Annotated in this window: 19 protein-coding genes; 11 read left to right on the forward strand and 8 right to left on the reverse strand. The window is 65.6% G+C overall.

Annotated elements, in window-relative coordinates; genetic code table 11:
- Nucleotides 1–414 precede the first annotated feature (414 nt).
- Entirely contained in the window at nt 415–2,118 is a 1,704-nt protein-coding gene (locus tag N7590_RS11345) for a proline--tRNA ligase (protein WP_049458183.1), read from the forward strand.
- 222 nt (nt 2,119–2,340) lie between these two features.
- Nucleotides 2,341–2,724 carry an H-NS histone family protein gene (locus tag N7590_RS11350; RefSeq protein WP_164241837.1) on the forward strand — a complete coding sequence of 128 codons (384 nt, stop codon included), beginning with the start codon at nt 2,341–2,343 and terminating at the stop codon, nt 2,722–2,724.
- Between the two features lie 110 nt (nt 2,725–2,834).
- On the opposite strand, the gene N7590_RS11355 is transcribed toward N7590_RS11350, so the two are convergent.
- The gene (locus tag N7590_RS11355; RefSeq protein WP_004154117.1) at nt 2,835–4,094 is read right to left on the reverse strand and encodes a threonine/serine exporter family protein; all 1,260 of its coding nucleotides are present in this window, start codon (nt 4,092–4,094) and stop codon (nt 2,835–2,837) included.
- 92 nt (nt 4,095–4,186) lie between these two features.
- On the opposite strand from N7590_RS11355, the gene N7590_RS11360 reads away from it, so the two are divergent.
- The 4 genes from N7590_RS11360 to N7590_RS11375 are packed head-to-tail and all read left to right on the forward strand — an operon-like array spanning nt 4,187 to nt 7,705.
- Nucleotides 4,187–5,308, forward strand: coding sequence for an ABC transporter permease (locus N7590_RS11360; RefSeq protein WP_004154116.1), 1,122 nt, complete (start codon nt 4,187–4,189; stop codon nt 5,306–5,308).
- Nucleotide 5,309: 1 nt separating this feature from the next.
- Nucleotides 5,310–6,137: an ABC transporter ATP-binding protein gene (locus N7590_RS11365; RefSeq protein WP_133933750.1), complete on the forward strand. Its 828-nt coding sequence runs from the start codon at nt 5,310–5,312 to the stop codon at nt 6,135–6,137.
- 3 nt (nt 6,138–6,140) lie between these two features.
- On the forward strand, nt 6,141–7,067 hold the full coding sequence (locus tag N7590_RS11370) for an MlaD family protein (RefSeq protein WP_004154114.1): 927 nt from the start codon (nt 6,141–6,143) through the stop codon (nt 7,065–7,067).
- Nucleotides 7,064–7,705 carry an ABC-type transport auxiliary lipoprotein family protein gene (locus tag N7590_RS11375; protein WP_049446186.1) on the forward strand — a complete coding sequence of 214 codons (642 nt, stop codon included), beginning with the start codon at nt 7,064–7,066 and terminating at the stop codon, nt 7,703–7,705. The genes N7590_RS11370 and N7590_RS11375 overlap by 4 nt, the downstream gene beginning before the upstream one ends.
- 43 nt (nt 7,706–7,748) lie before the next feature.
- Here N7590_RS11375 and N7590_RS11380 read toward each other — a convergent pair whose 3' ends face one another.
- Nucleotides 7,749–8,336: an alpha-ketoglutarate-dependent dioxygenase AlkB gene (locus N7590_RS11380; RefSeq protein WP_164241838.1), complete on the reverse strand. Its 588-nt coding sequence runs from the start codon at nt 8,334–8,336 to the stop codon at nt 7,749–7,751.
- Between the two features lie 116 nt (nt 8,337–8,452).
- On the opposite strand from N7590_RS11380, the gene N7590_RS11385 reads away from it, so the two are divergent.
- A complete protein-coding gene (locus N7590_RS11385) occupies nt 8,453–10,513 on the forward strand; it encodes a glycoside hydrolase family 99-like domain-containing protein (protein ID WP_279935518.1) in 2,061 nt (686 codons plus the stop codon).
- 10 nt (nt 10,514–10,523) lie between these two features.
- Here N7590_RS11385 and N7590_RS11390 read toward each other — a convergent pair whose 3' ends face one another.
- The 6 genes from N7590_RS11390 to rfbB all read right to left on the reverse strand — a co-directional run bounded on the left by N7590_RS11390 (nt 10,524) and on the right by rfbB (nt 15,374).
- Complete coding sequence (locus N7590_RS11390; RefSeq protein ID WP_049446193.1) at nt 10,524–11,156, reverse strand: CoA transferase subunit B; 633 nt, start codon at nt 11,154–11,156, stop codon at nt 10,524–10,526.
- 1 nt (nt 11,157) lies between these two features.
- Complete coding sequence (locus N7590_RS11395) at nt 11,158–11,880, reverse strand: CoA transferase subunit A (protein WP_049459253.1); 723 nt, start codon at nt 11,878–11,880, stop codon at nt 11,158–11,160.
- Between the two features lie 86 nt (nt 11,881–11,966).
- Complete coding sequence (rfbD, locus tag N7590_RS11400) at nt 11,967–12,866, reverse strand: dTDP-4-dehydrorhamnose reductase (protein WP_049459254.1); 900 nt, start codon at nt 12,864–12,866, stop codon at nt 11,967–11,969.
- A complete protein-coding gene (rfbC, locus tag N7590_RS11405) occupies nt 12,863–13,420 on the reverse strand; it encodes a dTDP-4-dehydrorhamnose 3,5-epimerase (RefSeq protein ID WP_049446198.1) in 558 nt (185 codons plus the stop codon). The genes rfbD and rfbC overlap by 4 nt, the downstream gene beginning before the upstream one ends.
- Nucleotides 13,417–14,304 carry a glucose-1-phosphate thymidylyltransferase RfbA gene (gene rfbA, locus N7590_RS11410; RefSeq protein ID WP_053508778.1) on the reverse strand — a complete coding sequence of 296 codons (888 nt, stop codon included), beginning with the start codon at nt 14,302–14,304 and terminating at the stop codon, nt 13,417–13,419. The genes rfbC and rfbA overlap by 4 nt, the downstream gene beginning before the upstream one ends.
- A 14-nt stretch (nt 14,305–14,318) precedes the next feature.
- Nucleotides 14,319–15,374 carry a dTDP-glucose 4,6-dehydratase gene (gene rfbB, locus N7590_RS11415; protein WP_049459256.1) on the reverse strand — a complete coding sequence of 352 codons (1,056 nt, stop codon included), beginning with the start codon at nt 15,372–15,374 and terminating at the stop codon, nt 14,319–14,321.
- A gap of 284 nt (nt 15,375–15,658) precedes the next feature.
- On the opposite strand from rfbB, the gene N7590_RS11420 reads away from it, so the two are divergent.
- From N7590_RS11420 to N7590_RS11435, 4 genes are all read left to right on the forward strand, one after another.
- Complete coding sequence (locus N7590_RS11420) at nt 15,659–16,405, forward strand: electron transfer flavoprotein subunit beta/FixA family protein (protein ID WP_008267872.1); 747 nt, start codon at nt 15,659–15,661, stop codon at nt 16,403–16,405.
- Entirely contained in the window at nt 16,405–17,346 is a 942-nt protein-coding gene (locus N7590_RS11425) for an electron transfer flavoprotein subunit alpha/FixB family protein (protein ID WP_279935520.1), read from the forward strand. Before N7590_RS11420 ends, N7590_RS11425 begins: the two co-directional genes overlap by 1 nt.
- A 139-nt stretch (nt 17,347–17,485) precedes the next feature.
- A complete protein-coding gene (locus tag N7590_RS11430) occupies nt 17,486–18,844 on the forward strand; it encodes a phosphomannomutase (RefSeq protein ID WP_164241834.1) in 1,359 nt (452 codons plus the stop codon).
- 20 nt (nt 18,845–18,864) lie between these two features.
- The gene (locus tag N7590_RS11435) at nt 18,865–20,277 is read left to right on the forward strand and encodes a mannose-1-phosphate guanylyltransferase/mannose-6-phosphate isomerase (RefSeq protein WP_049446209.1); all 1,413 of its coding nucleotides are present in this window, start codon (nt 18,865–18,867) and stop codon (nt 20,275–20,277) included.
- The last annotated feature ends 47 nt before the right edge of the window (nt 20,278–20,324 follow it).

Raw genomic sequence — 20,324 nt, forward strand, 5'->3', positions numbered from 1 at the left:
GCGGCTCACACCCCGCAAACCCACAGTGCCCCGCCTTCGACAGTTGGCCGGTCGCCAGTAGATCCACGCCATGCGTGGATGAATCTCCATGGAAATCGAATATTTCGAGAATTGATCGAACAGCAGCCGAGCATGGCTCGGCTCTACAAAAGGGGGGCAGATCGCGGGAAACTGTCGAAGGCGGGGTGGGTCCGGTTGCGGGAGTGTCCGCGGCATGGATGCCGCGGCCAAGCCCCCATGGACGGGTTTACGGCGTCTCCCGCAACCGGACCCACCCCGCCATCCCACGGAAAACCCGCTGTTGCTGTTGCAGGTGACGTTGCCTGAGGCAGGTGCAGGGCGCAGCCCTGCCAGTACCCCCCACCCCGGCCGGGCTGGCAGAATAGGCGTCTCTGCCGTTATCCGAAGCCGACGATGCGCCTCTCCCAGTTCCACCTGCACACCACCAAGGAAACCCCCAGCGATGCCGAGCTGACCAGCCACCGGCTGATGCTGCGTGCGGGCATGATCCGCAAGCTGGCATCGGGCCTGTACACCTGGTCGCCGCTGGGCCTGCGCGTGCTGCGCAAGGTTGAACGCATCGTCCGCGAGGAAATGGACCGCGCCGGCGCCGTGGAATTCCAGATCCCGACCATCCAGCCGAAGGAACTGTGGGAGCAGACCGGGCGCTGGCAGAAGTTCGGCCCGCAGCTGCTGAAGATCAAGGATCGCAAGGACCAGGTGTTCTGCTACAGCCCGACCGCCGAAGAAGCCGCCTGCGACTTCGCGCGCAGCGAGCTGTCCAGCTACAAGCAGCTGCCGGTCAACTTCTACCAGGTGCAGACCAAGTTCCGCGACGAGATCCGTCCGCGCTTCGGCGTGATGCGTTCGCGCGAGTTCCTGATGAAGGACGCCTACTCCTTCCATCTGCACGATGAGTGCCTGGTGCGCGAGTACGAGAACATGAAGTCGGCCTACAGCCGCATCTTCACCCGCCTCGGCCTGGATTTCCGCATGGTGCAGGCCGACTCCGGCGCCATCGGCGGTGATGCCTCGCAGGAATTCCACGTGATCGCCGATTCCGGCGAGGACGCGCTGGTGTTCTCCACCGGTTCGGACTACGCAGCGAACATGGAAGCGGCGATCGCTGCCGATCCGGCGCCGCGTGCGGCCGCCGGCGAAGCCCTGCGCAAGGTCGATACGCCCACCCAGAAGACCTGCGAGGACGTTGCAGCCCTGCTCGGCATCGACCTGCAGCGCACCGTGAAGTCGGTGGCGCTGATCGCCGGCGAAGGCGAAGCGCAGCAGTTCGTGCTGGCGCTGGTGCGCGGCGATCATGAGGTCAACGAGATCAAGCTGGCCAAGGTTGCCGGCCTGGCTGAGCAGCGTTTCGCCAGCGAGGCGGAAATCGCCGAGCACCTCGGCAGCGTGCCGGGCTTCCTTGGCCCGGTCGCGCCGGCCAAGGCCATCCGCGTGGTCGCCGATCGCGAAGTTGCGGCAATGTCCGACTTCGTCGTCGGTGCCAACGAAGCCGGCTTCCACCTGGCCGGCGTCAACTGGGGCCGTGACCTGGCGGAGCCGGAAGTGGCCGACATCCGCAACGTGCGTGCCGGTGACCGTGCGCTGGACGGCGGCGAACTGAAGATCGCCCGCGGCATCGAAGTCGGCCACGTGTTCCAGCTCGGCCGCACGTATGCCAAGGCGCTGGACGCCACCGTGCTTGACGAGAACGGCAAGGCGGCGGTGATGGCGATGGGCTGCTATGGCATCGGCATCTCGCGCGTGGTCGCTGCCGCGATCGAACAGAACCATGACGAGGCCGGCATCATCTGGCCGGATGCGATGGCGCCGTGGCAGGTGGTGGTGTGCGTGATCAACCCGAAGGGCGACGCCGCCGTCGCCGACGCCGCTGCCAGCCTGCTGCAGGAGCTGCGCGATGCAGGCCTGGATGCGGCGCTCGACGACCGCGGCCTGCGACCGGGCGCGATGTTCGCCGACATGGAACTGATTGGTATCCCGCACCGCGTGGTGGTGAGCGAACGCGGCCTGGCCGCTGGTACCTACGAGTACCGCTCACGTCGCGCCAGCGAAGCGGAAAGCCTCGACAAGGCCACCCTGCTGCAGCGCCTGCAGGGTTGATCAGGAGAAGACCGGGGCATGCCCCGGTCTTTTCTTGCCGCCCGAACCACCGCCTGATACTGCAACATACATAATCCGGTCAAAATCGACGCCATGCAGCCTGCATGCCGCCAAGCCCTGACCCGCCTGCATTTGTGCTTGGATTAATTCATCTTTATTCTGTCCCGCGACGCCATGGACTGGCTCGTCCCGTCCACACATTAGTTTCCGGAGTAACCGTAAATGAGCATTGACCTGACCGGCCTGTCGGCACGAGAGCTGGGCGCCCTGATCCGCACCGCGAAGAAGCAGCAGACCATCGTCGCCAAGCGCCGGCCGATCACCAAGGTCCGGGCCCAGCTGAGCAAGCTGGCCAAGACCGAGGGTTACACCATCGAGGAACTGTTCGGCAGCGCCCCCGCTCCGCGCGCCCGCAAGGTCGCCACGGCGACCAAGGCGCCGTCCAAGACGGCTGGCCGCAAGCTGGGCAAGGTTGCCCCGAAGTACCGCAACCCGGCCAACCCGAAGGAAACCTGGACCGGCCGTGGCAAGCAGCCGCGCTGGATGGCCGAGCTGACCGCCAAGGGCAGCAAGAAGCCGGAAGATTTCCTGATCAAGAAGGCCTGAGGCCAGATCGGGAAACAATGAAAAACGCCGGCGAACGCCGGCGTTTTTCATTTCCCGGGAGGTGTGTGGAGCAACGGCCCACACCCACAGCAAGCAGCACAGAAGGACGATTACAGGGTTTTGCGCGCGGGCATCAGCAGGTTGCCGAACAGCAGGCCGGCGACCAGCGCCATCACCACGTTGAGCACGGTGAGGAACACGCTCTGGCCGGCACCCACGTCCTGCTGCTGGACCAGGGTCAGCACGCCACGCAGGCTGGTGCTGCCGGGCACCATCATGATGATGCCCGGCAGGCGGATGATCGCGCCGGGGCGACCGACCAGGCGGCCGAACAGATTGCCGCCCGCGGTCAACAGCATCGCCGACAGGAAGATGCCCGCCGGTGCCCCCCAGGCATGGCCACCGAACTTGGAAATCGCATAACCGGCCACCGAGGCGGCGATCACCCACGGGTAATCGCGGCGGTTGGCCTTGAACAGCATCGCGAACGCGAACGCGGCGGTCAGCAGCGAGCCCCACTCCACCCACGGCCCCTGGGGCCGCGCCGCACGGATCACCGGGTCCAGCCCGAGCACGTCGGCCAGGGTCACCGCGATCATCGCGCCGACGCTGAGCTTCATGATGGTGGTCAACGCGCCGGCGAAGCGCGCGGTGCCCGACACCCAGTGCTGGCTGGCCAGTTCATTGACTGCATTGGTGAGCGACATGCCCGGCAGCAGCACCACCAGCGAGGCGATGATCACCGTGTTGAGGTTGAGCGCGCCGATGAACGACGCGACCAGAGTGGCGACCAGGCCCGCCAGCAGTGCGGCCAGTGCTTCGGCCGCCTCGCGGGTGGCCGGGCGACGGTCGGTGACCATGCCGAGCAGGCCGATCATCAGGCCGATGACACCGGCGGTGGCGATGTCCAGCCACGGCAGCTTCCACATGCCGGCCACGCCGGCCGCGCCGAGGCTGAACGACAGGATGGTGCGCAGCTTGCCGCGACGGCCCGGATCCTTGTCCAGCTGGCGCAGTGCAGTGTGGCCCTGGGCGATGCTCATCCGCCCGTTGGACACTTCCTCGGCGATATGGTCGGCGACGCTGAGCTTGTGCAGGTCGTTCTCGCCGGGCGCCAGCCGGATCACACGGGTGATGTCACTGGAGCCGATCGCCTGCGCCGGGTCGCTGAAGCTAAGAATGATACCGGTGGGATTCGACCACGGTTCACAATCCAGATCGAGCTGGCGGGCCAGTGCCACGACTGCCGTTTCCAGGCGCTGGGCCGTGGTGCCGTAGCTGTGCAGGCGTCCGGCGATCTCGGAAACGAAGGCCACGCGCTGCGCGTAGGTGGCCTGGGGCGTGGGGATCGTGTGAGCGTCTGCGGACATGCGACGTAGTATTACCTAGGCCGGGCCTTACCGGAGAAATTCATCCGAGTTCGACGCGATGCCCAATACAGACCTGTTATGCTGCGACCCGAATGGCCCAAGTGACCCCGAACCTCGCCCCCCAGCTCGAACAGGACGCCCATGACCCGGGCCTGATCCGCCTGTCCGGCACCTGGACCCTGAAAACCGCGCTCGCCGCGGCCGAAGTCCTGCGTGGCGTTCCCGAAAAGCTGACCGGCATCGATGCGACCGGCATCGAGCAGATGGATTCGGCCGGCGTGCTGCAGGTACTTCGCGTGGCCCACCGCGCCGACCTCGGCGAAGACGCGCTGCAGTTTCGCCAGGACCACCAGGCGCTGGTCTGCACCATCGAAGAGGTCGCCGACGACCGGCCCAAGCCCAAGCGCGACTTCGGCGTGCTGGCGGCACTGGAGCGACTGGGTGTCAGCGTCCATGCCACCGGCCACAACATCAAGGCGCTGTGCAGTTTCCTCGGCGAGAACCTGGTCAAGGCCGCGCGCCTGGTCAAGGAACCCCGACGCTTCCGCCTGACCGCCACCGTGCACCAGATGGAACAGGTGGGGCTGGATGCGGTACCGCTGGTGGCGCTGCTGTCCTATCTGGTCGGCGCGGTGATCGCCTTCCTCGGCTCGACCATCCTTCGCGATTTCGGCGCCGAGATCTACGTCGTCGAGCTGGTCAACATCGCCTTCCTGCGCGAGTTCGCCGTGCTGCTGACCGCCATCGTGCTGGCCGGCCGCACCGCCAGTGCCTTCACCGCGCAGATTGGCGCGATGAAGGCGCGCGAGGAGATCGATGCGATGCGCACCCTCGGCCTGGACCCGGTCGACCTGCTGGTGCTGCCCCGCTTGCTGGCGCTGCTGGTGACCCTGCCGCTGCTGACCTTCATTGCCATGGTTGCCGGCCTCGCCGGCGGCATCACCGTCGGCGCATTCGACCTGGACATCCCGCCACAGATGTACATCGCGCGCATGCACGAGACGATGGAAGTGCGGCACATGCTGGTCGGCCTGTCGAAGGCGCCAGTGTTCGCGCTGGTGATCGGCCTGATCGGCTGCCTGGAAGGACTGAAGGTGGAAGGCACCGCGCAGTCGGTCGGCGAACGCACCACCTCCAGCGTGGTGCAGACGATCTCGCTGGTGATCATCATCGACGCCTTCGCGGCGTTGTGGTTCATGCACATGGACTGGTGACATGAGCACATCCGCCCGCCCCGAAATCCTCGACATGCGTGACGACCAGGGCCATGAACTGGCGATCCGCGTGCGCGGCCTGGTCAACCGCTTCGGCAGCCAGACCGTGCATGAGGACCTGGACCTGGACGTGCGCCGCGGCGAGATCCTGGGCGTGGTCGGCGGCTCCGGTACCGGCAAGTCGGTGCTGATGCGCTCGATCCTCGGCCTGCGCACGCCCGACGAAGGCCAGATCGAAGTGCTGGGCCGCGACGCACGTGCCGACGATGCCGAAAGCCGCCTGCACATCGAGCGCAACACCGGCGTGCTGTTCCAGGACGGCGCCCTGTTCTCCTCGCTGACCGTGGGCGAGAACGTGCAGGTACCGCTGAAGGAGCACCATCGTGAGCTTCCCGAGCGCTGGCACTACGAACTGGCACTGCTGAAGGTGAAGCTGGCCGGCCTGCCCGCCGACGCGATCAACAAGCTGCCTTCGCAGCTGTCCGGCGGCATGCGCAAGCGCGCCGGCCTGGCGCGCGCCCTGGCGCTGGATCCGCCGCTGCTGTTCCTGGACGAACCCACCGCCGGCCTCGACCCGATCGGCGCGGCCGCGTTCGACCGGCTGATCAAGACCCTGCAGGAAGCGCTGGGGCTGACCGTGTTCCTGATCACCCACGACCTGGACACGCTGTACGCCATCTGCGACCGCGTCGCCGTGCTGGCCGACCGCAAGGTGGTGGCCAATGCACCGTTGCCGGAAATCGAGAAACTGGATCATCCGTGGATCCAGGAATACTTCCACGGACCGCGTGCACGTGCCGCGCGCGGCGAACAGATCGAGAGTGCCTGAGCCATGGAAACCAAAGCCAACTACGTGCTGATCGGCGCGTTCACCCTGATCACCGGCCTGGCCCTGCTGGCCTTCGGCCTGTGGGCCGCCAAGTACTCCTCCGACCGTACCTGGCAGGAATACCGCGTGGTGTTCCGCGAGGCGGTGACCGGCCTGTCGGTGGGCAGCCCGGTGCAGTACAACGGCATAGCGGTCGGTTCGATCACCGAACTGAACCTGGTGCCGGACGATCCGCGCCAGGTGGTCGCACGCATCCGCCTGAACTCGACCACGCCGGTCAAGACCGATACCCGCGCCAAGCTGGCGATCACCAGCCTCACCGGCCCGTCGATCATCCAGCTCAGCGGCGGTACGCCGCAGTCGCCGGCGTTGACCACGGTCAACAAGGACCCGGCACCGATCATCCCGACCACGCCTTCGGCGCTGCAGAACATCACCGACGTGGCCAACCGCATCGTCGAGCGCATGGACCAGATCCTCAGCGACCGCAACGTCGCTTCGATCAACGCGACGCTGGCCAATCTTGAAACGATCAGTGGTGGCCTGGCCGACCGTGACCAGGGCACCCAGGCGCTGCTGCTCAGCGCGCGCGATGCCGCACGCAGCCTGGACACCACGCTGAAGACCACCAACGGCACCATCGAGCGCCTGGACAAGAACCTGGTGCAGCAGCTGCCGGGCATCATCGACAAGCTCGACGCCACGCTGGGCAAGCTCGATTCGGCCGCCGGCAATGCCGATTCGATCCTGGGCGAGAACCGTGCGGCGATCAACAGCTTCGCCAACGACGGCCTCGGCCAGCTCGGCCCGACACTGACCGAGCTGCGTGGCCTGATCCGCGACCTGCGCCGGGTCAGCGACCGCCTCGAGAACAACCCCGCGCGCTACCTGCTGGGCCGCGACGCACCGAAGGAGTTCGAACCCAAATGAGCACGACCACCCTTCCGCGCCTGCTGCTGGCCGCCTCGTTGGTCACCCTGCTGGGCGGCTGCTCCATCCTTGGCAGCAGCGAGAAAACCGCAGTGACCCTGTACTCGCCTGCCGTGCAGGTGAAGGCGGATCCGGCATGGCCGCAGGCCAGCTGGCAGCTGGTACTGGCCAAGCCCAGCGCCGCGCGCATGGTCGACAGCCCGCGCATCAACGTGCGCCCGACGCCGTCGCAGATGGAGATCTACAAGGGCGCCAGCTGGGCACAGCCGGCCACCGACATGATCGAGGACACCCTGCTGCGTGGTTTCGAGGACTCCGGCCGCATCCGCGGCGTGGCGCGCAGCAGCGCGGGCATCCGGGCCGACTACAAGCTGTCCACCGACGTACGCCGCTTCGAGTCGGATTACCAGGGCCAGGCCACGCCCACCGTGGTCATCGAGGTCAATGCCAAGCTGATCCACGTCGCCGACCAGCGCGTGGTCGCCGACCGCACCTTCCGCCAGGCCCAGCCGGTCGGCAGCACCGACGTCCCGGCGGTCACTGCCGCGTTCGAACGCGGCCTGCAGCAGCTGGCCCAGGACGTGGTCGGCTGGACGCTGGTGAGCGGACAGGCCGACCAGCCGGGCGTCACGCGCTGATCCCAAGCCCCGGTAGCGCCGGGCCATGCCCGGCGGCCGCCCATCAGCGCGGCGCAATCCAGCGGAACGTCAGGTTGATGCGCTCTGTCTGCACCCGTGCCATCTTCGGTAGTGCGTGCTGGTAGAACCGCTGGGTCTGTCCGGCCATCAGCAACAGATCGCCATGGCCAAGCAGGAACTCGGCCTTGCGCGTCGTGTCATCTCGCCGCCGCAGCAGGAAACGCCGGGCGGCCCCCAGGCTCAGCGACGCGATCACCGGCGCCGGGCCCAGTTCGGGCTCATCATCGCTGTGCCAGCCCATATGGTCAGTGCCGCCGCGATAGCGGTTCAGCAACACGCTGTTGAAGCGACCGATGCCCGCGGCCTGCAGGCGCCCACGCAGGGCCTGCAACACAGGTGGCCAGGGATGCGGCACGAACTCGGCACCGGAGTAGCGATAACGGGCCTCTGGGTCGCCGATCCAGCAGCTCAGCCGCGGCGAATCCACCCAGCGGCCGAACATGCGGATGCGATGGACCTCCCATGGCACATCAGCCTCCAGCGTAGATATGAGCCGGTCCGCGTCGGCCGCAGCCAGCCAGCCCGGCAGGTGCTGGACATCGGCGTCAGGAAGGTCGAGAGGAAGCAGCATGGTGGCACAGTAGCACCGGACCGATTTGCCGTTGAAGCAACGTTTACCGGAAAATGGACTCAGCCCCACCGCTGGTCCCCCATGATGCGCAGCTCCCTTCCCGCCAGGTTCCACCCATGAGTCACGCTGCGTCCGGCATCCGCCAGCTCAGCTTCTCGGTGCTGCGCGCGCTGTTCCGCGCTGTTCCGATGCCCGCATCGCTGCGTGATCGCCTTCGCAACAGGGGCCTGGACCGCATCGGCAGCTGGAGCCCTCCTCCGCCGCGCGGCCGTGTCGGCGCAGCAGCCGATGGGGCGCGTGCACTGCTGCGTGCCGATGAGCGGGCAATCGGCTACGCCGCCGCAGAAGACGCGCCGTTGCCGGCCACACTGCCGGCCACGCTGGTGGCCTTCTACCTGCCGCAGTTCCATCCGTTCGAAGAGAACGATGCCTGGTGGGGCAAGGGCTTCACCGAATGGCGCAACGTCAGCCGTGCCCTGCCGCAGTTCGAGGGACATGTGCAGCCGCGCCTGCCCGGCGACCTGGGCTTTTATGACCTTCGTGTTGGCGAGACACTGCGCGCGCAGGCGCGGCTGGCGACCGACCATGGCATCGGCGCGTTCTGCTTCTATTTCTACTGGTTCAGTGGCTACACGCTGATGGAGCAGCCCCTGCGCCAATGGCTGGCCGACAGCACGATTGAACTGCCGTTCTGCCTGTGCTGGGCCAACGAGAACTGGACCCGGCGCTGGGATGGGCGCAACCAGGACGTACTGATCGGCCAACAGCACAGTGCCGAGGATGACCTGGCGTTCATCGCCCACGTTGCCGATTACCTGCGCGACCCGCGTGCGTTGAAGGTCGAGGGACGACCGGTGCTGTTGCTGTACCGGCCGCAGTTGCTGCCCGATCCCAAGGCTACGGCGGCGCGCTGGCGTGGCTGGTGCCGTGACAATGACATCGGCGAGATCCACCTGGCCTACGTGCAGAGTTTCGAGCGACCGGATCCGCGCGAAATCGGCTTCGATGCCGCTGTGGAGTTCCCGCCGAACATCGCCGCGCCACGGCAGCTGAACACCAGCCAGTTCCTGCTCAACCCCGACTACGAAGGCGACGTGCGCGACTGGCGCGAGCTGGCTGCGCAGATGCGCACGGCACCGCTGCCGGACTATCCGCTCTATCCAGGCGTCAACCCGGGCTGGGACAACGAGGCCCGCCGACCCGGCCGCGGCCGTGTTCTACTGCATGCGTCTCCGCGTGGCTACAGCGACTGGTTGCACGACACGGTGCACCAGCGCCTGCGTGATGTAGCGCCCGCTCGGCGCCTGGTGTTCATCAATGCCTGGAACGAATGGGCGGAAAGCGCCGTTCTTGAACCGGATGCCCGTCTCGGGCATGCCTGGCTGCATGCCACCCGGCGCGCGCTGTCCCCCCCGCAGGCCGCTCCGTCGCGTCCCTGCATCGTCATCCACGCGTGGTATCTGGATGCGCTGCCGGAGCTGTTGCAGGCGGTGAAGGACAGTGGGCTGCAGGCACGCCTGGTCATCACCACCACAGGGGAGCGTCAGGCACAGGTGCAGTCGATCGTCGATGCGCAGGGCCTGGCCGCTGAAATCTGGGTCTACGACAACCACGGCCGTGACGTCCTGCCGTTCCTGCACGCAGCCGACCGGCTGTTGCGGCAGGATGAATCACTGGTGCTGAAGCTGCATACCAAGCGCTCCAGCCATCGTGACAATGGCGACCAGTGGCGGCGCGAGATGGTCGACGCGCTGCTGGGCCCTGCCCAGGCTGCTGCGAACCTGGCCCATCTGCAGGCCGATCCCCGCATCGGCCTGATGGCTCCGGCAGGCCACCTGCTGAAGGTGGCCGACTACATCGGCGGCAATGCACTGCGCATGGAGCGGCTCTGGGCATTGCTGGGCCTGGACAGTGCACCCGGCGATGGACAGTTCGCGTCCGGCAGCATGTTCTGGGTACGCCTGCCGGCGCTGCGCCCCCTGCTCGATGCCCATCTGCTGCCGAGCATGTTCGACGCCGAAGCAGGGCAGATCGATGGCACGCTGGCGCATGCCATCGAACGTGCGACCGGAGCCGTGGTGTCCGCTGCCGGGTTCACTGTAGCCGACACCTCCGAGGTGGAAGGCGCTCCCCCGCGCGCTTCCTCCTCGGAATATGCTTACGCCCGAGGACGCTGAGGCCCAGGCGTCAGCTGCGCGCAAACGCCACGCCGGTCTTCTCCTTCAGCTCCTCGTCGCCCACACCTGGCGCCGCTTCCACCAGCACCAGACCGGCATCGGTCACGTCGAAAACGGCCAGATCGGTGATGATGCGGTCGACCACACCGACGCCGGTCAACGGCAGCGTGCATTCGGACAGGATCTTGTGCTCGCCGTTCCTGGCGGTGTGCTCCATCAGCACCACCACGCGCTGCACGCCGGCCACCAGGTCCATCGCACCGCCCATGCCCTTGACCATCTTGCCAGGCACCATCCAGTTGGCCAGGTCGCCCTTGGCCGTCACTTGCATGGCGCCAAGGATGGCCAGGTTGACGTGGCCACCGCGGATCATCGCGAAGCTGTCATGGCTGCCGAAATAGCTGGCACCGGCACGCGCGGTGACGGTCTGCTTGCCGGCATTGATCAGGTCGGCGTCGACTTCAGCGTCGGTGGGGAACGGGCCAATGCCAAGCAGGCCGTTTTCTGACTGCAGCCACACGTCCACGCCTTCGGGAATGTGGTTGGCCACCAGCGTCGGCAGGCCGATGCCCAGGTTCACGTAGGCGCCATCGGTCAATTCCTGGGCAGCGCGGGCCGCCATCTCATCACGGGTCCACGCCATGTCAGTTGCCCTCCGCGCGGATGGTGCGCTGTTCGATGCGTTTTTCAGGATGTGCGTTGTGCACGATGCGGTGCACGTAGATGCCCGGCAGGTGCACCTGGTCCGGATCGATGCTGCCAACTGGCACGACCTCTTCGACTTCCACGATGCAGACCTTGCCGGCCATCGCGCAGGCCGGGTTGAAGTTGCGCGCGGTCTTGCGGAACACCAGGTTGCCAGCTTCGTCGGCCTTCCAGGCCTTGACCAGCGCGACGTCGGCGCGCAGCGCGGTCTCCATCACGTAGTGCTTGCCGTCGAACTCGCGGGTTTCCTTGCCTTCGGCCACCACCGTGCCATAGCCGGTGGCAGTGAAGAATGCCGGGATGCCCGCACCGCCAGCACGCAGGCGCTCGGCCAGGGTGCCCTGCGGGTTGAACTCCAGCTCCAGCTCGCCGGCCAGGAACTGCCGCTCGAATTCCTTGTTTTCGCCCACGTAGGACGAAATCATCTTCTTGATCTGCCGTGTTTCCAGCAGCTGGCCGAGGCCGAAACCATCGACGCCGGCATTGTTGGAAATCACGGTCAGGCCCTTGGCACCGCTGTCGCGCAGGGCGGCGATCAGTGCCTCTGGAATACCGCACAGGCCAAATCCGCCCACGGCCAGGGTCTGGCCATCGGCGACCACCCCCTGCAGGGCGTCCGCCGCGCTGGCGAAGCGCTTGCTGCCGGAATTTGCATGTCCCATCTCTACAGCCCTGCAGGAAAGAATCAGCGCATTCTAGCCGGACCCTATCGGGATGCTGGGGTGCACCGCAGCAATTGCGCGGACACTCAGCTGTGCGCGATCTCCGCCATCACGCGCTTCAGCCCGGCCTGCCACGCCGGCAACGCGATGCTGAAATCCCGTTGCAGCTTGCCATTGTCCAGTACCGACCAGGCAGGACGTGGGGTCGAAGCCGGGTACTCGGAACTGGGAATCGCCTCCACCACGGGTACCCTGTCCAGCAGCCCCATGGCGGCAGCTTCTGCAAAGATCGCCTCGGCAAATCCGTGCCAGCTTGTCTGCCCGGTGGCGGTCAGGTGCCAGGTACCTGACAACTGGCCCGGGTGCTGCAATGCCAGCGCAGTGACATCGGCGATCAATGCTGCAGGGGTCGGCGTGCCGACCTGGTCGGCCACCACCCGTAGCGTGTCGCGCTCGGTGCCGACCCGCAGCATGGTGCGCAGGAAGTTCGCGCCGTGCGAGGCATACACCCACGCCGTGCGGAAGATCAGGTGGCGTCCGCCCGCTGCACGCACGGCGAGTTCGCCATCACGCTTGCTGGCGCCGTACACGCCCAGCGGTGCGGTGGGTTCGTCCTCGCGGTATGGCTGCGTGCCGTGTCCATCGAATACATAGTCCGTGGAGTAGTGCACGAACGGCACGCCCTGCAGCGCGCACCAACGCGCGATTACGCCCGGTGCCAGCGCATTGGCCGAAAAAGCCGCGTCTGCGTCCTGTTCGGCGCGGTCCACTGCCGTATAGGCGGCCGCATTGACCACGATTGACGGCTGCAGCCGGTCAAGCAGTGCCGGGAGGCTGTCAGGGTGGCCAAAATCGGCAGTTTCGCAGGCACTACCATCAGGCAGGATACCGCTACGGGTGGTCGCGACGACCTTGCCCAATGGCGCCAGTGCGCGCAGCAGTTCCTGCCCCACCTGACCATTCCCGCCCAACACCAAAAGTTTCATGGCCTGTAGACCGGCAGACGATCCCCAGCAATGTCCTTCAGGAACGGCGCACTCTCATCCTTGGCCGAAAGCATCGGCGCACCTATCGGCCAGTCCACGGCGATGTCTGCATCATTCCAGCGGATGCCAGCATCGGCCTCCTTTACGTAGACATCGGTGCAGAGATAGTTGAACAACGCCGTTTCAGACAGCACAGCGAAGCCGTGCGCGAACCCTTCCGGAATCCAGAACTGTCGCTTGTTTTCGGCGCTCAGGACCACCGCCTCCCAGCGCCCGAAGGTCGGCGAGCCGCGGCGGATGTCCACTGCGACGTCATAGACCTCACCCTGCAGCACCGAAATCAGCTTGCCCTGTGGGCGCGGCCATTGATAGTGAAGGCCACGCAGCACGCCTCTGCTTGACGACGAAACATTGCTTTGTACGAAGCCGCGTTCCAGGCCCGCCTCCGCAAACCGGTCGGCATTCCACGTTTCAAAGAAAAATCCACGGGCATCGCCGAACACGTTCGGCTCGATCACTTTGCAGCCAGCCAGACTCGTCTCGATAACTCTCACGGCACGACACCACGCTGCAACAGCTTGATCAGGTACTGGCCGTAGCCGTTCTTGCTCAACGGTGCAGCGAGTTCTTCCAGCTTGGCCGCATCAATCCAGCCCTGCCCGAAGGCGATCTCTTCAGGGCAACACACCTGCAGGCCCTGCCGGGTCTGGATGGTCTCGATGAAGTTCGAGGCTTCCAGCAACGACTGATGGGTACCCGTATCCAGCCAGGCGTAGCCGCGGCCCAATGCTTCAAGGTGCAGATTGCCTTCGGCCAGGTAGCGGTTGTTGAGATCAGTGATTTCCAGCTCGCCACGCGGCGAAGGCTTCAACTCGGCTGCATACTCGCTGGCGTTTCCATCATAGAAGTACAGACCGGTCACAGCATAGTTCGAACGCGGACTCTCCGGCTTCTCGACCAGATCGATCACTCTGCCGTCCTTGTCGAACTCGGCCACGCCATAGCGCTCCGGATCATTCACCCAGTAACCGAACACCGTGGCACCTGCGTCGCGCTGGTCGGCGCGCTTGAGCACCTCGCGCAGGCCGGTCCCGTGGAAGATGTTGTCTCCCAGCACCAGGCAGCTCGGTTTGCCAGCCACGAAGTCGCGGCCGATCAGATAGGCCTGCGCCAGGCCATCGGGGCTGGGCTGCACCGCGTACTGGATGTCCATGCCCCACTGCGAGCCGTCGCCCAGCAACTGCTGGAACAGCGCCTGCTCGTGCGGGGTGTTGATGATCAGTACCTCACGGATGCCCGCGAGCATCAGCACGCTGAGCGGGTAGTAGATCATCGGCTTGTCGTACACCGGCAGCAGCTGCTTGCTGACACCCTTGGTGATCGGATACAGCCGGGTGCCGGAGCCACCGGCGAGAATGATGCCCTTGCGTTGGGTCATGAGATCTCCAGGGTTCAAGCGGCGGTGCCGATGCGCTGCAGGCGGTAGCTGCCATCCAGCACGCCGTTGACCCACTCCTGGTTGCCCAGGTACCAGTCAACGGTAAAGGCGATGCCCTGCTCGAAGGTGTAGGCCGGTTCCCAGCCGAGGTCGTTCTTCAGCTTGGAGGCGTCGATCGCATAGCGGCGGTCGTGCCCCGGACGGTCGGCCACGTAAGTAATCTGGCTGCTGCGCGGCTGGCCATCCTCTCGCGGGCGGCGTGCATCAAGCAGCGCGCAGATCGCCTGCACGACCTCGATGTTCTGCTTCTCCGAATTGCCACCAACATTGTAGGTCTCACCCACTTGGCCCTTGGCCAGCACGGTGCGGATGGCTTCGCAGTGGTCGGACACGAACAGCCAGTCGCGCACCTGCTTGCCATCGCCATACACCGGCAGCGGCTCACCGGCCAGCGCCTTGGCGATCACCAGCGGAATCAGCTTCTCCGGGAAGTGATACGGGCCGTAGTTGTTGGAGCAGTTGGTGGTCAGCACCGGAAGTCCATACGTATGGTGGAAGGCGCGGACCAGATGGTCAGACGCAGCCTTCGACGCCGAGTACGGCGAGTTCGGGGCATACGGCGTGGTCTCGCTGAACTTGCCGGTTTCTCCCAGGGTGCCGTAGACCTCGTCGGTGGACACGTGCAGGAAGCGGAAGGCCGCACGCTGCTCGGCCGGCAAGGCCTTCCAGTAGTCGCGCACCGCTTCCAGCAGGCCCAGGGTGCCGACCACGTTGGTCTGGATGAAGGCGCCCGGACCATCGATCGAACGGTCCACATGGCTTTCTGCAGCGAAATTCAGCACCGCCTCCGGCCGATGCTCGGCCAGCAGGCCGGCGACCAGAGCCTGGTCACCGATATCGCCCTGCACGAACACGTGGTCGGGATTGCCATCCAGGCCACCCAGGGTCTTCAGATTGCCTGCGTACGTCAGTGCGTCGAGATTGATGACCTTGATGCCACGGGCGACCGCTTCGAGAACAAAGTTACCGCCAATGAATCCGGCACCGCCGGTGACAAGCCATGTGGGCACTACATGTTCTCCTGTTGATGATCCATGTGGGCCGCACCCGGCAACCCGACTCAGCGCGACAGGATACATCGGAGGCACCTTCACGACTGCCCTCACACCGTGAACAAGACGCATGGCCTCGCGGATTTTGCGGCATCGCAACAAAACCATACGCATTCGCATGGCGCCACGCCACCCGCTAGAATCGGGATCCCACCCCCGAACCGGTTGCTGTCGCAGGACCGGATGTTCCCCCAGCAAATGTGAGCCGGCCAGCGGCCGGCACTACAAGGACCCCGTACCAGATGAAAATCCTCGTCGCGTACAAGCGCGTGGTGGACTACAACGTCCGCATTCAGGTCAAGCCGGACGGTTCCGGCGTGGTCACCGACGGCGTCAAGCTGTCCCCCAATCCCTTCGATGAAATTGCCCTGGAAGAAGCCCTGCGCCTGCGCGACAAGGGCATCGCCAGCGAAGTCGTGGTTGCGACCATCGCACCGGCCGACGCCCAGGCGCACCTGCGCAACGGCCTGGCCATGGGCGCGAACCGTGCCATTCACGTCGTCACCGATCAGGCCATCCAGCCGCTGACCGCCGCCCGCACCCTGCTCAAGCTGATCGAGAAGGAACAGCCGGACCTGGTGATCCTGGGCAAGCAGGCGATCGACGATGACGCCAACCAGACCGGCCAGATGCTGGCCACGCTCTGGGGCCGTCCGCAGGCGACCTTCGCCAGCAAGCTTGAGATCGCTGACGGCAAGGCCACGGTCACCCGCGAGGTCGATGCCGGCCTGGAAACGCTCGAAGTGGACCTGCCGGCGGTGGTCACCACCGACCTGCGCCTGAACGAGCCGCGCTTCATCAAGCTGCCAGACATCATGAAGGCCAAGGCCAAGCCGCTGGAGACCCTGCAGCTGGCCGACCTCGGCGTTGAAGCCGCCGACACCTTCAAGACCACCCACTACGCCGCGCCGTCAAAGCGCAGCAAGGGTGTGATGGTCAAGGACGCAGCCGAACTGGTTGCCGCACTCAAGCAGAAGGGGCTGCTGTAATGAGCAAGATTCTCGTCATCGCCGAGCACCACGACGGCAAGCTCAATGCCGCCACCGCCAAGACCGTCAGCGCCGCCGCCGCCATCAGCGGCGCCAGCATCGACGTGCTGGTGCTGGCCGCCGACCCGGCCGCTGTCGCCGCTAACGCCGCAAAGATCGCCGGCGTCGCCAAGGTCCTGACCTTGGCCAACGCCGCCAATGCACAGGCCATCGCCCAGGTGCTGGCGCCGCAGATCGCACAGCTGGCCAAGGGCTACACCCACGTGTTCGGCCCGTCGACCACCTTCGGCAAGGACCTGATGCCGTGCGTGGCGGCCCTGCTCGGCGTCAACCAGGTCTCCGACCTGATGAGCGTCGAAGGCAGCCACACCTTCAAGCGCCCGATCTACGCCGGCAACGCGATCATCACCGTCGAAGCCCCGGCCGACCAGGTCGTGGTTGCCACCGTGCGTGCCGCGTCCTGGCCGGAAGCCGCCCAGGGTGGCAGTGCCGCCGTCGAAGCGGCCAGCGTCGACGCCCCGCTGCCGACCCACACCCGCTTCGTCGGCCTGGCCGCCGGTGCCAGCGACCGCCCGGACCTGCAGAGCGCCAAGCGCGTGGTCTCCGGTGGCCGTGGCGTCGGCTCGGAGGAGAACTTCAAGGTCATCTTCCAGCTGGCCGACAGGCTCGGCGCTGCCGTCGGCGCTTCGCGCGCCGCGGTCGATGCCGGCTATGTGCCCAGCGACCTGCAGGTCGGCCAGACCGGCAAGATCATCGCGCCGGAGCTGTACGTGGCCGTCGGCATCAGCGGCGCGATCCAGCACCTGACCGGCATCAAGGACGCCGGCACCATCGTGGCGATCAACAAGGACGGCGACGCGCCGATCTTCGAGATCGCAGATATCGGCCTGGTCGGTGACCTGTTCACGATCCTGCCGGAGCTGGAAGCGGCGCTCGGCTGATCCCAGCAAAGGAATCGCATAATCAATGAGTTATGCGATTCCTGGTTTTTTCCCGACCGGCAAGGATGCTGGACAGGATTACCCGCCTTGGCGGAGCGTGTCGCTATAATCGGCGGTCACCCCAGTTAGGACCGCATTGATGACGCTCCCGTGTTTCAAGGCCTATGACATCCGTGGTCGGGTTCCGGATGAACTCGACGCCAACCTGGCCAAGCGCATCGGCGCAGGCACGGCGGCATTGCTGGGGCCGGGACCGGTCATCGTCGGCCATGACATCCGCCTGAGCAGCCCGGAGCTGCTGCAGGCCGCGATCGAAGGGCTCACCGCAAGTGGCCGCGATGTCATCGACATCGGCCTGTGCGGCACCGAGGAAGTGTACTTCCAGACGTTCCACCGCCAGGCTGCCGGCGGCATCATGGTTACTGCCAGCCACAATCCGATGGATTACAACGGCATGAAGCTGGTGCGCGAACAGTCCAAGCCGATCAGCGGCGATACCGGCCTGTTCGACATCCGCGACTTCGCGGCCTCCGATGCGCCGTTGGGCAACGGCCACGGCACGGTCAGCCAGGATGCCGACAAATCGGCCTACATCCAGCACCTGCTCGGCTACATCGATGTCGCCAGCCTGAAGCCGCTGAAGATCGTCACCAACGCTGGCAACGGTGGTGCCGGCCTGGTGATCGACGCACTGGGCCCGCACCTGCCCTTCGAATTCATCCGCATCCAGCATGAGGCCGACGGCAGCTTCCCAAACGGCATTCCCAACCCGCTGCTGCCGGAAAACCGCGCGGCCACCCGCGACGCGGTGCGCGAACACGGTGCCGACTTCGGCATCGCCTGGGATGGCGACTTCGACCGCTGCTTCTTCTTCGACGCCGATGGCAACTTCATCGAGGGCTACTACCTGGTCGGCCTGCTGGCCACCGCGCTGCTCGCGCGCCAGCCGGGCGGCAAGATCATCCATGATCCGCGCCTGACCTGGAACACCATCGAGCAGGTGCAGCAGGCTGGTGGCGTACCGATCATGAGCAAGACCGGCCACGCCTTCATCAAGGAACGCATGCGCGCCGAAGATGCGATCTACGGCGGCGAGATGAGCGCGCACCACTATTTCCGCGATTTCGCCTACTGCGACTCCGGCATGATTCCCTGGTTGCTGATCGCCGCACTGGTCTCGCAGACCGGCACCCCGCTGGGCGAACTGGTCGCGGACCGGGTGAAGGCTTTCCCCTGCAGTGGCGAGATCAACTTCCGCGTGGAAGACGCCAAGGCGACGGTGGCCCACGTCCTTGCCCACTACCAGGCCGACGCACCGTTGCTGGATCATACCGACGGCGTCAGCGCCGAGTTCGCCGACTGGCGCTTCAACCTGCGCAGCTCGAACACCGAACCACTGCTGCGCCTGAACATCGAAACCCGAGGCGACGCCGTGCTGCTGGCGCGACGCACCCAGGAACTTACCGCCCTGATCGGCGGCAGCCCGGCTCATCATTAAGTTAAGTAAGGAAGGACTCCATGCTCCCCATCGTTCCCGTCATCCTCTCCGGCGGCTCCGGCACGCGCCTCTGGCCGCTGTCGCGTGAAGCCTATCCCAAGCAGTTCCTGCCGCTGGTCGGCGAGGACACGATGCTGCAGGCCACCTGGAAGCGCGTGGCGGACATCGCCGGCAAGGCGCCGATCGTGGTGGCCAACCAGGAGCACCGCTTCATGGCCGCCGAGCAGCTGCGCGAGTGCAATGTGCGCCCGCAGGCGTTGATCCTGGAGCCGATCGGACGCAACACGGCTCCGGCCATCGCGATCGCCGCGTTGCAGGTCCTGGCGGAGAACGACGACGCTCTGCTGCTGGTGCTTCCCTCGGACCACGTCGTGCGCAACGAGAATGCCTTCCACGCTGCGGTTGCCCAAGCTGCCAGCGCCGCCGATGCCGGCAAGCTGGTCACTTTCGGCATCGTGCCGACCGCGCCGGAAACAGGCTATGGCTACATCAAGGCGGGCCCCGGCGAAGGTGCACGCGCCGTCGAGCGGTTCGTGGAGAAGCCCGATCTGGCGACGGCCGAAGGCTATGTGTCTTCCGGGGAGTACTTCTGGAACAGCGGCATGTTCCTGTTCAAGGCATCGCGCTACCTGCAGGAACTGGAGCGGTTGCAACCGGCCATTCTCGTCGCTTGCCGCAGTGCGCTCGAGAAGGCCGCGCGTGATACTGATTTCGTGCGGCTGGACGCCGACGCATTCGCCGCCAGCCCGAGCGATTCGATCGACTATGCCGTCATGGAAAAGACCAGCGATGCCGCGGTCGTGGCAATGGATGCAGGCTGGAACGATGTTGGCTCGTGGTCCGCGCTGTGGGATGTGTCCGACAAGGATGCCGATGGAAATGCCTGCCACGGTGACGTGATCGCGCTGGACTGCCGTAACAGCTACGCCTACGGCAACCGCCTGATCGCGATGGTGGGACTGGAGGACGTAGTCGTTGTTGAAACCGACGACGCTGTTTTCGTCGGTCACAAGGATCGCGTGCAGGACGTCAAGTCGATCGTCGCCCAGATCAAACGTGATGGGCGCAGCGAAGCTGCGGCGCATCGCAAGGTTTATCGCCCCTGGGGCGCCTACGACTCCATCGATAATGGCGCACGCTTCCAGGTCAAGCGCATCACCGTCAAGCCGGGTGCAACCCTGAGCCTGCAGATGCATCACCACCGTGCCGAACACTGGATCGTGGTGAGCGGTACCGCGGAAGTCACCCGTGGCGATGACGTGATCCTGCTGAGCGAGAACCAGAGTACCTACATTCCACTGGGTGTGACCCACCGCCTGAAGAATCCGGGCAAGTTGCCGCTGGAACTCATCGAAGTGCAGTCCGGAAGCTACCTGGGGGAGGATGATATCGTCCGTTTCGAGGATCAATACGGACGAGCCGGGAACAAGTGAGGATGCAGATTACATCGGAAGCAGGAATTTCGGCGTCGGCAAGGAGC

The organism is Stenotrophomonas sp. GD04024 (genome assembly GCF_029837545.1).
Classification (GTDB): domain Bacteria; phylum Pseudomonadota; class Gammaproteobacteria; order Xanthomonadales; family Xanthomonadaceae; genus Stenotrophomonas; species Stenotrophomonas forensis.